At 68.6% G+C, this 14,530-nt stretch carries 14 protein-coding genes; 2 read left to right on the plus strand and 12 right to left on the minus strand.

All coding sequences use genetic code 11. The annotated features are described in order from the left end of the window. Nucleotides 1-404 precede the first annotated feature (404 nt). Nucleotides 405-1,283 (minus strand): carbohydrate kinase family protein, encoded by an 879-nt coding sequence (locus AB0P17_RS40335; protein WP_365819618.1) that lies wholly within the window; start codon nt 1,281-1,283, stop codon nt 405-407. A 321-nt stretch (nt 1,284-1,604) separates the two neighbouring features. On the opposite strand from AB0P17_RS40335, the gene AB0P17_RS40340 reads away from it, so the two are divergent. Continuing rightward, complete coding sequence (locus AB0P17_RS40340; RefSeq protein ID WP_365819566.1) at nt 1,605-2,840, plus strand: MBL fold metallo-hydrolase; 1,236 nt, start codon at nt 1,605-1,607, stop codon at nt 2,838-2,840. Between the two features lie 507 nt (nt 2,841-3,347). After that, nucleotides 3,348-4,091 (plus strand): translation initiation factor IF-2, encoded by a 744-nt coding sequence (locus tag AB0P17_RS40345; protein WP_365819568.1) that lies wholly within the window; start codon nt 3,348-3,350, stop codon nt 4,089-4,091. A 265-nt stretch (nt 4,092-4,356) separates the two neighbouring features. Here AB0P17_RS40345 and AB0P17_RS40350 read toward each other — a convergent pair whose 3' ends face one another. The 11 genes from AB0P17_RS40350 to AB0P17_RS40400 all read right to left on the minus strand — a co-directional run bounded on the left by AB0P17_RS40350 (nt 4,357) and on the right by AB0P17_RS40400 (nt 14,526). Then, on the minus strand, nt 4,357-5,202 hold the full coding sequence (locus tag AB0P17_RS40350) for an alpha/beta fold hydrolase (protein ID WP_365819570.1): 846 nt from the start codon (nt 5,200-5,202) through the stop codon (nt 4,357-4,359). Nucleotides 5,203-5,222: 20 nt separating this feature from the next. Then, nucleotides 5,223-6,425: a thiolase family protein gene (locus AB0P17_RS40355; protein WP_365819572.1), complete on the minus strand. Its 1,203-nt coding sequence runs from the start codon at nt 6,423-6,425 to the stop codon at nt 5,223-5,225. Then, nucleotides 6,422-7,069, minus strand: a complete 648-nt coding sequence (locus tag AB0P17_RS40360; protein ID WP_365819573.1) for a CoA transferase subunit B — start codon at nt 7,067-7,069, stop codon at nt 6,422-6,424. Before AB0P17_RS40360 ends, AB0P17_RS40355 begins: the two co-directional genes overlap by 4 nt. Then, nucleotides 7,069-7,824 carry a CoA transferase subunit A gene (locus AB0P17_RS40365; protein WP_365819575.1) on the minus strand — a complete coding sequence of 252 codons (756 nt, stop codon included), beginning with the start codon at nt 7,822-7,824 and terminating at the stop codon, nt 7,069-7,071. The genes AB0P17_RS40360 and AB0P17_RS40365 overlap by 1 nt, the downstream gene beginning before the upstream one ends. Continuing rightward, on the minus strand, nt 7,824-8,111 hold the full coding sequence (catC, locus tag AB0P17_RS40370) for a muconolactone Delta-isomerase (RefSeq protein ID WP_365819577.1): 288 nt from the start codon (nt 8,109-8,111) through the stop codon (nt 7,824-7,826). Before catC ends, AB0P17_RS40365 begins: the two co-directional genes overlap by 1 nt. 6 nt (nt 8,112-8,117) lie before the next feature. Further along, nucleotides 8,118-8,972, minus strand: a complete 855-nt coding sequence (catA, locus tag AB0P17_RS40375) for a catechol 1,2-dioxygenase (RefSeq protein WP_365819579.1) — start codon at nt 8,970-8,972, stop codon at nt 8,118-8,120. A gap of 25 nt (nt 8,973-8,997) precedes the next feature. Next, nucleotides 8,998-10,101, minus strand: a complete 1,104-nt coding sequence (locus tag AB0P17_RS40380; protein WP_365819581.1) for an enolase C-terminal domain-like protein — start codon at nt 10,099-10,101, stop codon at nt 8,998-9,000. Continuing rightward, on the minus strand, nt 10,098-11,018 hold the full coding sequence (locus AB0P17_RS40385) for a LysR substrate-binding domain-containing protein (protein ID WP_365819583.1): 921 nt from the start codon (nt 11,016-11,018) through the stop codon (nt 10,098-10,100). The genes AB0P17_RS40380 and AB0P17_RS40385 overlap by 4 nt, the downstream gene beginning before the upstream one ends. A gap of 301 nt (nt 11,019-11,319) precedes the next feature. Beyond that, entirely contained in the window at nt 11,320-12,063 is a 744-nt protein-coding gene (locus tag AB0P17_RS40390) for a sugar phosphate isomerase/epimerase (RefSeq protein WP_365819585.1), read from the minus strand. Nucleotides 12,064-12,279: 216 nt separating this feature from the next. Further along, the gene (locus AB0P17_RS40395) at nt 12,280-13,416 is read right to left on the minus strand and encodes a Gfo/Idh/MocA family oxidoreductase (RefSeq protein ID WP_365819587.1); all 1,137 of its coding nucleotides are present in this window, start codon (nt 13,414-13,416) and stop codon (nt 12,280-12,282) included. A gap of 198 nt (nt 13,417-13,614) precedes the next feature. Beyond that, entirely contained in the window at nt 13,615-14,526 is a 912-nt protein-coding gene (locus AB0P17_RS40400) for a sugar phosphate isomerase/epimerase (protein WP_365819589.1), read from the minus strand. Between the last annotated feature and the right edge of the window lie 4 nt (nt 14,527-14,530).

Consider the following 14,530-nt stretch of genomic DNA (forward strand, 5'->3'; position numbering starts at 1 on the left):
ACGCGGGCAACCAGAACGCCCAACACCGTCCGGGGCGTTCGGCTGAGCACGAGCACGAGCCCTGGCAACAGGACTCACTCCCACTCAGTCTCCAGGAACGGTAGAGATAGAGTTCCTCGGGCTCCCAGGCGCGATTCGACCGAGACGCGCCAGGCCGCCGAGGCCGGGTCCGGCAGGCTCCCCGGTCGCACGTCCCTCAGTCCCCTCGGCGCCGGGGGAGCCGAACACGGGCAGGCCGTGCAGCTCCCGCAGATAGTGGTTGACGGTCACGTCGAACGCTCCAGACGCCGATGGGCTGTGATCGGCTGATGTGGGCAGTTCTACCAAGCACCACTGACAACGCCGTTCGGAGGGGCGGAGACCGGCGGCCGGAGCCGCGGCCGGTCCCGCCCGTGCCCCGGGTGTCAGCCCCCGGCCGCGAGCAGTTCGTCCCGGCCGATCAGGGCCTCGCCGCCCTCGGCGGTGCAGGCGTACGCGCCCGCGACCGCGCCGAGCGCCGCGCTCCGTTCGAGGTCCAGGCCCGCCAGCCGCCCGTACAGGAAACCGCAGACGTACGCGTCCCCCGCGCCGTTGGAGTCCACCACGGGCGCGGGCGGGGCCGTCGCGGGGACCGGGCGCGGGGTGCGGCCGCCGTCGCGGGTCATCAGATAGGAGCCGCCGGCGCCCGCCGTCGCGATCACCGCCTCGGCCCGCCCCTCGCGCAGGATCTCCCGCATCACCGAGGCGATCCGCTCACCCGCCCCGGCCGCGCTGAGGAACACCAGGTCGGCGCGGAGGGCGAAATCCCGGTGGTAGTCGTCGAGTCCGTCCCAGTCGTGCAGGTCGGTCGAGACCGGAAGGCCCAGTGCCTCAAGATCGTCGAAGAGGAACCGGGTGAAGTTCGTGATCGACAGATGGACATGGCGGGCGCGCTCCAGATGCGGCAGATAGAACTCGCGTGGCATCCGCAGCTTTTCGGGGTCCCGTGCGTCGTGGAAGGACATCCGGCGGCCCGTCCTGTCGACGAGGTTGACCGCGCGCCGGGTGCCCTCCGGCGAGATCAGCGCCTCGAAGTCCACATCGCCGGCGGCGAGCCGCTCCCTGACCTGTACGCCGGTCCAGTCATCGCCTATGTAGTCGAGGAACTTGACGTTCAGCCCCAAGTTCCGGCAGCCCAGGGCCACATTGCCGCCGGTGTGCCCGGGCCATTCGCGGATCGGCCCCACCGCGACGGAATCGGCGAGCGGCACCGGCAGCGAATCGACCCGGACGACGGTATCCACCCCGCTGCCCCCGACGACCAGCACATCGTGGTGGAACCGGTCGTTCTGAGCGGTCTGCGGCTGCGTCACAGTCTCCCTTTCACGGTCCGGACGGTCCGACCGCCCCCAGTATGGCCGTACCGCCCGCCACCCGGCGAAGAGACGCGGCCCGCGCTCCGGCCCGCCTGCCGCTCCGGAAGATCACGCGGATCGGCAGGCGTGACCGGGAATCCCCGGGGCAGTGACGAACGTTGGAGGGGCGTACACGGGACAGGGCGGGAGTGAAGGGATTGCGATCACTCACCCCGCACAGATGAACACTCCCGGCCATAATGGGACAACACCGAACCTCCAGGAGGTGCTGTGACAGGCGCTGGTTCTCCCCTTCCATTGCGCTCCCGGCTGCGCTCGCTGCGACCCGCTGCCTTCGGGGCCGATTCGGCGGGGGAGCGGCTGGAGCGGATCCACCGCTCGCCGAACTTCGCCGACGGGGCGTTCCAGAACCCCGTGGGCGCCAGGACCAGACCGTCCGGGGCCTCGGGGATCGAGTTCGCGAAGATCTACTTCCAGAAGGAGGCGCGGGCCCGGCGCTCCCCGATCGGCTCCATCCCCGTGCACCCCACGACCCTCGCGGACCTCGCCGCGCCCCCGGCCTCGGGCCTGCGGCTCACCTGGATGGGGCATTCGAGCGTCCTCGCGGAGATCGACGGCCGCCGGGTGCTCTTCGACCCGGTGTGGGGTGAGCGCTGCTCGCCGTTCTCCTTCGCGGGCCCGAAGCGGCTGCACCCCGTCCCCGTACGGCTCGCCGCGCTCGGCCCGGTCGATGTCGTCGTGATCTCCCACGACCACTACGACCACCTCGATCTGCCCACGATCCGGGCCCTCGCCTCCACGGACACCCTCTTCGCCGTGCCGCTCGGCGTCGGAGCCCACCTGGAGAGCTGGGGCGTGCCCGCGTCCCGGCTGCGCGAACTCGACTGGAATGAGTCCACCGAGGTCGCCGGCATCCGCCTCACCGCCACCCCCGCGCGCCACTTCTGCGGGCGTGGCCTGCGCAACCAGCAGCACACGCTCTGGGCGTCCTGGGTCGTGGCGGGACCCGACCACCGGATCTACCACAGCGGGGACACCGGCTATTTCTCCGGCTTCCAGGACATCGGCGCGGAGCACGGCCCCTTCGATGCCACGATGATCCAGATCGGGGCGTACAGCGAGTACTGGCCCGAGAACCACACGGATTGCAGCCCGTTGCCTGGTGCGTGGCCGGACATTCATATGAACCCTTCGCAAGGGGTCCAGAGCCACCTTGACCTGCAGCAAGGCCAGCCGGGCGGTGTGCTGCTGCCGATTCACTGGGGGACATTCAGTCTTTCGTTGCATCCATGGGCTGAGCCTGGGGAGTGGACGCTGGCCGCAGCCGGTGCGGTCGGTCAGGCTGTCGCCGTCCCTGTTCCGGGCCGACCCTTCGAGCCCGTTGGGGATCTGCCCACGTCCCCCTGGTGGCGGGATGTGTCCCTGCCGCTGGACCGCAAGTGGCCCGTTCCGGAGATCACCCCGGAGGCGTCTTGTGACGACCTCGACCTTGTGGGCGAGGGGTGACGGTGGATGAGCTGAAGCGCGTGGTGGAAGTCCTTGTAACTATGCAGGAGGCCGAGCGGGTGGAGGTCCTGCGGCTTGTCGATGGGCCGCCCCGTCGGCAGAGCCTGGAACGGGTGTCGGAGTTCCGGCCGTTGCCATCCGGCTGCCGTACGGGTGTGCGTGTGCGAGTGACAGTGAGTAGCGCGGAGCGCCGCGACAGGAAGGATTGCGGCGCGTCAGGCGGGTCACTCTCCCGGTGAAGGAGAACTACCAGCAGGTTCCTCGTCTGCTGGTGGTACAGGCGGAACATCCCTCTGACCAGCAAGAATGACGGTCCGGTGCATCAACCGCAGAGTGTTGGCCCGCATACGGCCCGGATCTTGACAGGTATGACGACGACGCAGGGCGATGTGGATTCTGGGCATCCCATGGTGGAACTGCTGCTCGGGCGGTCGAGGGGTACGATCGCCTACGGCGGTCTCAATACGTGGGCGGTTGCCCGCCGCGCGCGGCGGGCAACGGGGACGCATGCGCCGACTGTTGCTTCTCGCCCCGCTGTTGCTGTTGACCGTCGGCTGCGGCGTGGTGCAGTCCTCCGAGGACGAGGCGACGGACGCCGCACGGGTGGTGGCCAGGAAAGCCGGGGAGCGGCTCTATGGCCAGCGTCCGCGCACGGTGGAGGAGGTCGGGCGCTCCGCTTCCGGCATCGACGGGGTGGAGGTACTGCGGGTGACGGGTACCTCCACACACGACGGGAACGGCGTCGACGTGGTCGTCCGCACGTCCGGCTCGGCGTACAACAGATGGCGCGACCTTGAGGAGGTCACCCTGCGGCGCTGTTTCACGGTGCGGGTGTCACCCAAGTCGGAGTGGCGTGAGGATCCCCGTGACGTGAACTGCCCGGATGGCCCTCTGCTGACCGTCGCCCCGCCACCCGAACCGTCCCGGCTGCCGTACGAGGAGTTCCGCGCGAAACTCCCCCGGGTGCTGCAGGGCGGCCGGGTGGAGGAGGCCGAGGTGCGCCGTACGCTCGCCGCCCTGGACCTGCATCCGGCGATCCGTACTGAGGTGAAGGCGGACGGCGGGCGGATCGGCGTTCTCCTTCCTGTCGGTTCAGGGCAATGGCTTCGACGCGCAGGACTGCCTCCTTGCCCACGTGGGCCCCGGTGCCACCGAGGTGTGGGTACCACCCCGGATCCAGCGGATGCCCGGAGAGGGCGGCTGCACTGTCGGCAATGCCCTGGACCCGAACCCGTCACCGCACTGAACTGAACGGGGGCCTGGATCTGGCGGAAAGCAGCCTGCACCTTCCCAGCCGCCTTCGCGATGTCGCACATCGCCTCTACCGTCCCTCAGAAGTGGACCGGGGCATGAGCAGACGTAGTCGGGACCCCGGTGGGTGGTCAGTGCAGGAGCGGCGAACCGGTCGGCAGAGCCTGCATCCGATGGAAATGGTGCATGAGGTGTGCCGTAGCCGTCATGAAGGGATGAGCTGCGTGTCGTCGGCGGAACAGCGAAGGTATCGGTCACCGCGATTTCAGCGGTCAGGATGACTCGCGTGGGAGTCGTCGGGCTTCGGCGTGCGGACATCGGTCATGACGTCAGTGGTCCGCAGATGCTTGGTCAGCGCACTCCGCAGGTGCGTCGGTCGCTCGGCAGCGAGGTGGCCGCAGGCGATGGTCCTCAGCATGGCGTGCGGAATGGTCTCGGCGAGTTCGTGCGCGTGCGCCGGCGGCGTTGCCGTGTCGAGCTCACCGCCGACGACGAGGGTGGGGGCCGTGATCGACGCGAGGTCGGGGCGCAGGTCGTAGGCGGCGAGGGCGTCGCAGCAGGCCGCGTACCCGGCCGGGTCGGCGCAGGCGAGGTCGCCCAGCAGCCTGCGACCGAACCGACTGTCGGCGAGGTCCGCGCTGGAGAACCAGCGGCCTGGGCTGGTCCTGAGCAGCGGGACTGTACCCTTGAGCCGTACCAGTGCGGCCCTCTCGCGCCACGGTTCCGCCGGCCCGAAGTGTGCGGAGGAGCAGACCAGGGCCAGGGAGGCGACACGGTCCGGGCAATGAGCTGCCAGGTGGGCCCCTATGGCCCCGCCGAGGGAGATGCCGGCGTAGTGGAACCGCTGCCATCCGTATAGGTCGGCCAGGGCGAGCACCAGGGACGCGAGGTCTCCGACTGTCGTACGGCCGGGCCTTGGATCGGGCAGGACGTCGGAGCGGGAACCGCCGTGTCCGGGCAGGTTGAAGCGCAGGACCTGGAAACAGCGGCCGAGGGACGGCAGTTGGGGTTCCCAGACTGCCATGGATGTGCCCAGGGACGGACCGAGGAGCAAGGGCGGCGCGTCGGGCTGTCCCACGACGTGATGGTGCAGCAGGGAAGAGGCGTACACGGCGGCTCCTGGAGGGATTCTCAGCGTTCGAGGACGAGGGCGAGCCCCTGGCCGACACCTACGCAGAGGGCGGCGACACCGACGCCGCCACCCCTGCGCGCGAGTTGGTGGGCCACCGTGCCGACGAGACGGGCACCGGAAGCACCCAGCGGGTGTCCCAGGGCGATAGCGCCGCCCTGGGGGTTGATAATCACAGGGTCGAACTCGGGCCACTCCGCCACACACCCGAGCACCTGGGCCGCGAACGCCTCGTTCAGCTCCAGCACCGAAAGGTCACCGAAACCTCTGCCGGCTTTGGCGAGTGCCCGGTGGACGGCTTCCACCGGACCGAGGCCGAAGTAGCGCGGATCGAGTGCGGACAAGCCTGTCGCGGAGACCCGGGCGAGCGGCTCGCGGCCGGTTGCCTTCAAGCCCTCCTCATCGGCCAGGAGGAGGGCTGCGGCGCCGTCGTTCAACGGTGACGCGTTGCCTGCGGTGACCGTCCCTCCGGAGGTACGGAAGGTCGGCCTCAGGCTGGCCATGGCGCTCAGCGCCGCGTCAGACCGGACGCACTCGTCAAGGTCGAAGAGCAGCGGCTCACCCTTGTGCCGCAGGACCGGCACCGGCACGATCTCCGTGCCGAACAGGCCGGCCTCTTGGGCCCGAGCGGCCTTCTGGTGGCTGGCGAGCGCGAACTCGTCCTGCTGCTCCCGGCTGATCCCGTGCTTGTCGGCGATCAACTCCGCGGTTTCACCGAGCGGGACGGTCCACTCCGGGACCATCCGCGGGTTCACCATGCGCCAGCCCAGCGTGGTCGAGTACAGCTCGGTGTGTCCGGCGGGAAACGGTCTGTCCGGCTTGAGGTGGACGTACGGTGCCCGCGTCATCGACTCCACACCACCGGCCACCGCGACGGAGGCGTCCCCGACCGCGATGGCACGGGCCGCCTGGATGACAGCCTCCAGGCCGGAGGCGCACAGGCGGTTGACCGTCACGCCGGGAACCGAGGTGGGCAGGCCCGCCAGCAGGGCGGCCATGCGGCCGACGTTGCGGTTCTCCTCACCCGCTCCATTGGCGTTGCCGAAGCAGACGTCGTCGATGCGCCGCGGATCCAGCGCCGGTGCGCGGGCGAGGAGTGTACGGATGACATGGGCCGCCATGTCATCCGGGCGTGTGCCGGCCAGAGCACCGTTGTAGCGGCCGATGGGGGTACGCACGGCATCGACGACGTAAACGTCCCTCATGGCTGGACCTCCTTGCTGATGAGCACCTTCGCGGCGGTGCGCGCCGCGATCTCCTCGGCGGTGACGCCGGGTGCGGTGTCGACGAGCAGGAGTCCGCCGTCGGTGACGTCGAGGACGCCGAGATCGGTGATGACGCGGTTCACGCACGCCTTGCCGGTGAGCGGGAGCGCGCACTTCTCGACGATCTTGGGGCTGCCGTCCTTGGCGGTGTGGGTCATCATGACGATGACCGTGCCGGCGCCGTGGACGAGGTCCATCGCTCCGCCGATGCCGGTGATCATCTTTCCAGGGACGGCCCAGTTGGCCAGGTCGCCCCGTTCTGAGACCTGCATGGCGCCGAGGACGGCGATGTCGATGTGCCCGCCGCGGATCATCGAGAAGGACAACGCCGAGTCGAAGAAGGAGGCGCCCGGCAGCACGGTCACCGTCTCCTTGCCCGCGTTGATCAGGTCGGGATCGACCTGATCAACGGTCGGGTAGGGGCCAGTGCCGAGGATGCCGTTTTCCGACTCCAAAACCACCTCGATGCCTGGCGAGAGGTGATTGGGTATCAGGGTCGGCAGGCCGATACCGAGATTGACGTAACTTCCGTCCTTCAGCTCGCGCGCGGCCCGTGCGGCCATCTGTTCACGTGTCCAGGCCATCAGCTGCTCACCGTCCGCTTTTCGATCTTCTTGTCCGCGGCCTGCTCGGACGAGAGAGCGATGACGCGCTGGACGAAGATCCCGGGCAGGTGCACGGCGTCAGGGTCGATCTCCCCGGGCTCGACGAGTTCCTCGACCTCGGCAACCGTGACCCGTCCGGCCATGGCGGCGAGGGGGTTGAAGTTCCGGGAGGACTTGTTGAAGACGAGGTTGCCGTGACGGTCGCCCTTCGCCGCCCGGACCAGGGCGAAGTCGGTGCGGATGCCTCGCTCCAGCACGTACTCAGTGCCGTCGAAGTCGCGGACCTCCTTCGGTGAGGAGGCCAGCGCGATCCCACCCGTACCGTCGTACCGCCAGGGCAGCCCGCCGTCGGCCACCTGGGTCCCCACCCCCGCAGGGGTGTAGAAGGCGGGGATGCCGGCCCCGCCGGCTCGCAGCCGTTCGGACAGAGTGCCCTGAGGGATCAACTCGACCTCCAGTTCGCCCGCCAGATACTGGCGGGCGAACTCCTTGTTCGCGCCGATGTAGGAGCCGGTGACCCGGGCGATCCTCCCGGCGGCCAGCAGCACCGCGAGTCCGGAGTCCATCGCCCCGCAGTTGTTCGACACCACGCTCAGTGCGGTCACCCCGCGTTCGTACAGTGCCTGGATCAGTACGTTCGGCACACCGCTCAGTCCGAACCCGCCGACGGCGAGCGACGCACCGTCCGGCACGTCCGCCACAGCGTCCAGGGCCGTGCCCGCGACCTTGTCCATCAGTCGGCCGCCGCCAGGTCCGAGGGATGCTGGACCAGGGGGGTGACGTCGACCCTCATGTAGAGAAAGAGCGGAAGGTTCCACAGGATCTCGTGCAGGGCCTCGTTGTCGGCAACGTCGAAGACGCTGATGTTGGCGTACTGGCCGACACATCGCCAGATGTGCACCCAGTGGCCGGACTTCTGTAGTTCTTGGCAGTACGCCTTCTCACGTGCCACCAGGTCCCTGCGGAGCTCGGGGTCGAGGTCACGTGGGAGGTCGACGTCCATGCGTACAGTGAAGAGCACTGGTGATCACGCCTTGTCGAGGACGAAGTCGTAGGTGACCTCGTGGTCGTTGCCCTGACCGGTCGCCGTCGGACTCAGGATCAGTTCGGGCTTCACTGCCGTGGCGATGTCATTGTCGACGTACTGGCCGCCGTCGAAGTACAACTGGGTGGTGATGAGCCGGTGCCCGGGTGCGGAGACCTTCAGGTGGAGGTGGGCGGGGCGCCAGGCGTGCCAGCCGGCCGCCCTGATGAGGCTGCCGCAGGCGCCGTCGGTGGGAATCTGGTACGGGGCGGGCTGGATCGTACGGATCATGAAGTGGCCCGTGGCGTCGGCGATGACGGTTCCCCGCAGGTTCCACTCGGGCAGGCCCGGAGCGAACTGCGAATAGAAGCCGTCGTCGTCGGCCTGCCACATCTCCACGCTTGCCCCGGCGAGCGGGCTGCCGTCCACAGACCTGACCTGTCCCTGGAACAGCAGCGGGGTGCCCGGCTCGTTCTCCCGCATGGGCAGTGTGGTCTCGGCGGGCAGGCGCGGGGAGCCGGGAACGTAGTACGGGCCTTCGATGGTGCCCTTGCTGCCCACACGGTCCTCGTTGGCCACCTCTTCGACGACGTGCTCGACCCATACGTCCAGGAAGAGCGGCCATTCACCGTCCTCACCGACCTTGATGAGCCAGGACTTCAGCGCGTCGTACTCGGCGTAGGTCACCTTGTGGCGGCGGACGATGTCGTGGGTGGCGGTCAGCAGCGCGGTGACGAGGGTGTCGACGCGCCTGGTGTCGACGTCCGTGGTCTCCGTGCGCTGTTTGGCACGGAACTGCTCGGTGGCGGCGGCTCCGGACGCGGCGGCGGTCGCCTGCTCGGTGGGGATGTGGGTCATGATCATTCCGTTCTATGTCGAAGGGTCAGATGTCCTGGCGGTAGCGGGCCAGCTTCTCGGGGTCGACGTGTATGGCGAGGCCGGCGCCCTCGCGGACGCGCAGGGTGCCGGCCTCAATGGTCAGCGGCTCGGTGAGGAGGTCGTCGGTCATGTCGAGGAAGTTGGACAGTTCGCCGGCGTACCGCGAGGCGGAGCGGTGGGCGGCACCGAAGGCGACCGTGCACACGGTTCCGATCTGACCGTCGATCTGGTTGCCCATCACCACCGGGACGCCCAGGCCCTCGCACTCGTGCAACACACGCTGGGAGGCGGTGAAACCGGTGCGGGCGGTTTTGACACTGATTGCGGTGGCGGATCCGCCGAGGATCTCGCGGGTCACCTCGGCCGCCCGGATGGCGCTCTCGTCGGCGATGAACGGCACCGGGCAGCGCTCGACCAGCCAGCGCCTGCCGAGCACGTCGTCGGCGGGGCACAGCTCCTCGGCGAAAAGCAGTCCGACGTCGGCGAGTTCACGCAGGGCGCGGGCGGACTCGGCGGCGCTCCAGCCGCGGTTGCCGTCGATGTACAGCTCAACGTCCGGGCCGAGGTTCTCGCGCAGCGCCAGGCAGGCGGTGACGTCGTCGGTGTAGGGCTGCCGGCCGACCTTCACCTTGAAGGTGGTGATGCCATACCTATCGCGGACGCGCTCGGCCTCGGCCACCATCTCCCGCGCCGGTGCGAAGCCGATCATGTGGCTGACCCGCATACGGTCGGTGCAGCCGCCTAGCAGGCCGGACACCGGCATCCCCGCGGCCTGGCCGAGGATGTCCCACAGAGCCATGTCGATCGCGGCTTTGGCGGTGGGGTTGCCGACTGTCCGGTCCAGCCGTGCGTGCACCACCTCCCGTTCCAGCGGAGTGAGCCCCACGATCTGGGGCGCGAAGAGTTTGTCGATCACGGCGATGATCGACTCCTGGGTCTCGCCGTAGGTGAACGGGCGGGGCGGGGCCTCGGCCGTGCCTACGAGTCCTTCGTCAGTGTGCACCCGCACCAGGACGTGGTCGGCGGTGTGCACCTCGCCGCTCGCGAACTTCAGCGGTTTCGCATACGGAATGGCAAAGGGAATTGCCTCCACTCGGACGATCTTCACGCCACTCCTCCGGGATCTTGCGGGCTCTGCCCGAGTACCACGTCACTCTGTTCCAGCAGTCCGAGGAGCCTCCTCAGCAACGGCGACTCGTCGTCCGCGCGCCAGGCCAGCGCCAGGGGGACCGACAGCGCGTCGACGATGTCCTTGCACACCACGCCCTCGCGGGGCGCGGAGCGGATCGAGTCGGGCAGGACGGCGACACCGAGGCCGGCGGCCACCAGGGCGAGGGCGGCAGAGGTCTCGGTGACCTCGTAGGCACGGTGCGGGTAGAAACCGGAGGCCAGGCAGTTACGGACGACCGCGTCCCCTACGACAGAGCCGAGCGTGGCGCCGTACATGATGAAGTCCTCGTGCCGCAGCCGCTCGACGTGGACGGTGTCCGTCTTGGCGAGCCAGTGCTCCTCGGGGACGGCGACGACGAGCGGTTCCTCCGCGATGATGCGATGGGCGATGCCCTTCTGCCGGATCGGCGGACGCAGCACACCGATGTCGAGGCGACGCTCGATGAGGGCCAGTTCCTGGGCCGGGGTCAGCATCTCGGTGTGCACCTCCATCGTGACACGTGGCAGGCCGCGTTTCAGCAGCCGTGCGAGCGCGGGCAGTTGACGGTACGAGGCGGAGCCCGTCAGGCCGACCCGGAGGATGCCGTCCACTCCGTCCGTGAAGCGCGCGACCCTGGCGACCGCCTCGTCGACGGCTTGCAGGATGCGTTCCACGTCAGTGCGGAACACTTCACCCGCACCGGTCAGGGAGACCTGCCGGGTGGTACGGGTGAACAGCTCCACACCCAGTTCCAACTCCAGTCGGCGGATGGCCTGGGAAAGCGGCGGCTGGGCCATGTGGAGGGCTTCCGCGGCCTTACCGAAGTGACACGTTTCGGCGACGGCCGCAAAATACCGGAGATACCTGAGTTCCATAGGACTGCCTCATCCCTTTCGGGATCTCGACCGAGCATCAGCGTAGGAAACGAAGCCGGTAGCCCACAAATATCAGCTCCGTGGATATTGTGACGTCTGGGATATCAATTGTTCCGGGGCTCCTTGGAATCCCTGATGTGGCGGCACACTCACGACACGGCCACCGGAGACTTGCCGCACGGCGTGCGTCTCAGCCGAGGGCGCGGACCGGGGCACCGGCACGCCGGCAAGTGACACCCAGTCCACAATCAGCGGCCGAAGAGTGCTTCGCGCGATTCCAAGCCCGGTCCTGACCCGGTCCTCAGTGCCGCTCCACAACGGGTCTTCGTGCTCGACCGACAGGGTTCCGTTGAAGCCGTGCTCGTACAGGGCGTCCACCACGGCGTTCCAGTCGACCTGTCCTCGACCAGGCACGCGGTAGCGCCACCAGCCGGTGTCCCACGGAGTGTCGCGGCCAGTGGCCTTGCCGTAGAAGCCATAGCGGTCGATCTGACCGGGCTGCATTTCGATGTCCCTGGCCTGTGCATGCACTATGCGGTCCGGCGTACGGTGCGATGGTGGTGACCGGATCGATCCCGATCCAGGTCAGATGTGAGGGGGCCCTGTTGAGGTAGAGCCCCAGGGAAAACATCCATTCCCACAGTTCCGGCGAGTAGGCGAGATTGCCGGGGTAACCGTCCGGGTGCCAGCCCTCCATCACACAGTTCTCGATGATGATCTTCACTCCGCGTTCGCCCGCGTAGTCGACCAGGTCCGGGAAGACCTTCTCCGCCTCGGTGAGGTTGGCGGCGACCGGAAGGTTCCAGTCCCGGCCCACGAACGTGCCCACGTAGGGCACCTCCAGGGCCGCCGCGGCGTCCACCACGGCCTTGAGGTGGGTGTGTACCTCACCCCGGCGAACCGGATCGGGGTGGAGGTTGTTCTCATGGAAGGCGAGTGCCGAGATCTCCAGGTGGTGGCGTGCGAAGAGTTCTCTGGTCCGCTCCGCCGCACCTGCGTCGAAGTCGGCGACCGGAAGGTGCGAGGCCTCGAACTCCCGGCCCACTGTGCTCGGCCAGCAGGCGACTCCAACGCCTCGTATCCGGCACCGGCTGCCCACGGGCGATCTCCGCAAGTGGGGACTGGGGCAGACAGGCTGTGAGCATGCCGAGTTTCATAAGTCTCCTAAGGGCGTGCAGAACAATAAGTTGCGCGCTCCCGCTCTTGGCACCGCAGCCCATGCACGGTGTTCGACAACAAGTTGTTGATTCTCTGCACGCCTTTAGGCATTCGAGAGGCCAGGGACACTCGTCCAGGCAAGGGAGTCGGCCGAGCGAAGGACGGACTCGACGATGTGTGCCGATCGTGCGCCGTCCACACCGGTGGGGAGCCCCTCAGGGGCGTCTCCCCTGATCGCCGCGTACACGTCGGCGACGAACGAGTTGAAGCAGTCCTGGTAGCCCTGCGCGTGACCGGCGGGCAGCCGTGACAGACGTCGCTGCTCGGCCGAGCCGTGCTGTGGGTCCCGCACGACTATGCGTGCCCCGTCCGGCCTGCCCAGCCAGGCCGTCTCCGGCTGCTCCTGGTCGAAGACCGCGCTGCCCGATGCTCCGTCCAGTTCGAACCACAGACGGTTCTTGCGGCCCGCCGATACCTGGGACACGGTGAGGGACCCGAGGACTCCCCCGGTCGTGCGCAGCAGTACGGCCGCCACGTCCTCGGTTCGCACCTCGGCGCTCTCGCCCCCACCGGTGGCCGAGAAGCTGGCCCCGGTGCCGGCCGGCCTGGTGGACCGTGTGATGCCGAACCGTGCCGACACCTCCTCGAAGCGGACACCGGCGACCCACTCCACCAGGTCGCACCAGTGCGAGCCGGTGTCAGCGAAGGCTCTTGAGGGTCCTCCGGCGGCCGGGTCCACCCGCCAGGACGCCGCGTCCTGCGGCAACATCCAGTCCTGCAGATAACTGCCGTGGATCAGTTGCCAGGCGCCGAAGTCTCCTCGCAGCCGCCGGTCCCGGATCTCCCGCACCACCGGGTGGTAGCGGTAGACGAACGGGACCGCTAGCACGAGACCGGATTTCTCCGCCAGTTCCGACAACATCTGGGCGTCTGCGGCGGTCGTGGCCAGCGGCTTCTCACAGATCACGTGCTTGCCCGCACGCAGCGCCGCCTCAGCCTGCCGCACGTGGAGCGCGTTTGGCGTGCATACGTGTACGACATCGACGGACGCGTCACTGAGTACGGACTCCAGGGACGTGTACCGCCCGGGCACGTTCCATTTCTCGGCGACCCGGACACTTCGCTCGGGTGTCGAAGCGACCACTCCGGCCGGCTGTCCCCCGGCGGCCCGGATCGCCGCGGTGTGCACGGCCCCGATCATGCCGGCACCGAGCACCACGGCTCTTGTGGACTCCTTCACCGACGCACCTCCATCTACTCTCGCTGCTACGCACGCACGGTGGGACCGATCCGATGTGTCAGGGCCGACGGCCCGCACCGCGGTCCAGGATTTCTGCATGCCGTGCCGGGGAGACCGGCCGGGGTGACCGCCGAGCCCCGGGATCATCTTCCGGACGAACGCCGCCGGGGCCTGGAACGGACTACGCCATGCCCGTGTTCACACAGTGGGCGCGGGGAAGGCGGTGTGCATCCAGGTTGCCGACTCGATGGCGCTCTCGTAGGGGTCGGAGATGTCGGGACGGTCGACCTCCACCATCAGCCAGCCGTCGAAGGTGCTCGGCAGGTTGCCGATGATCCCGACGAGGTCGAGTTCACCGCGTCCCGGTTCGACCCAGAGTCCCTCCCGGACGGTGTGCTGGTAGCCCCAGCCTTCCCTTCGGCCCTGGGCCGCGACGCTGAGCCTGCAGTCCTTCACATGCATGAAGGGGATCCGTTCCGCGTAGTCCTTGACCATCCCGGCCACGTCGGCGCCGGCCCACGCCAGATGCCCGGTGTCGGGTAGGAAACCCAGGCGGGACGCGGGGATCGCGTCGAGCACGGCACGGCCCTCCCCCTCCGTCTCCACCCAGGTGCCGACGTGCGGGTGCAGGTTGGGCCGGACGCCTTCAGCGGCCATCGCGTCCGCGACCCGTGCGATCAGCGCCGTCACGGCCTCGAGCCGCGAGGAGTCCGCGTCGTGCGCCTGGGCCGGATGCGCGACGCGCGGTGCGTCCTTTCCCATGGCCAGGCCGAGGCCGATCTCCGTCATGCCGAGTTCGGCGTGCTGGCGTGCGGTGGTGGCCGCGTTCGCCACGACATCGTTCTCGTTGCCGTCCCGGCCGTCCGACCGGCACACGAAGTAGCCGGGGGCGGCTGTCAGGCCGACCTCGTTGAGGGCCGCCCGATACCGCTCGACGGTCCAGTCGGCGGGGACCTCGGCCATGACCGAAAGGAAGCCGGCCCGCTTGACCAGGGTCAGCAACTCCTGCCGCTCGGGCGCCTTGGACGGGTCGATCCAGCCGTCGTCGGTGGCGATCCACTGGATCGGGTTGAGGGCGATACGCGGAACGCCGGTGGTGGTGTCAGGCATGGAA

The organism is Streptomyces sp. NPDC088124 (genome assembly GCF_040685895.1).
Lineage (GTDB): Bacteria > Actinomycetota > Actinomycetes > Streptomycetales > Streptomycetaceae > Streptomyces.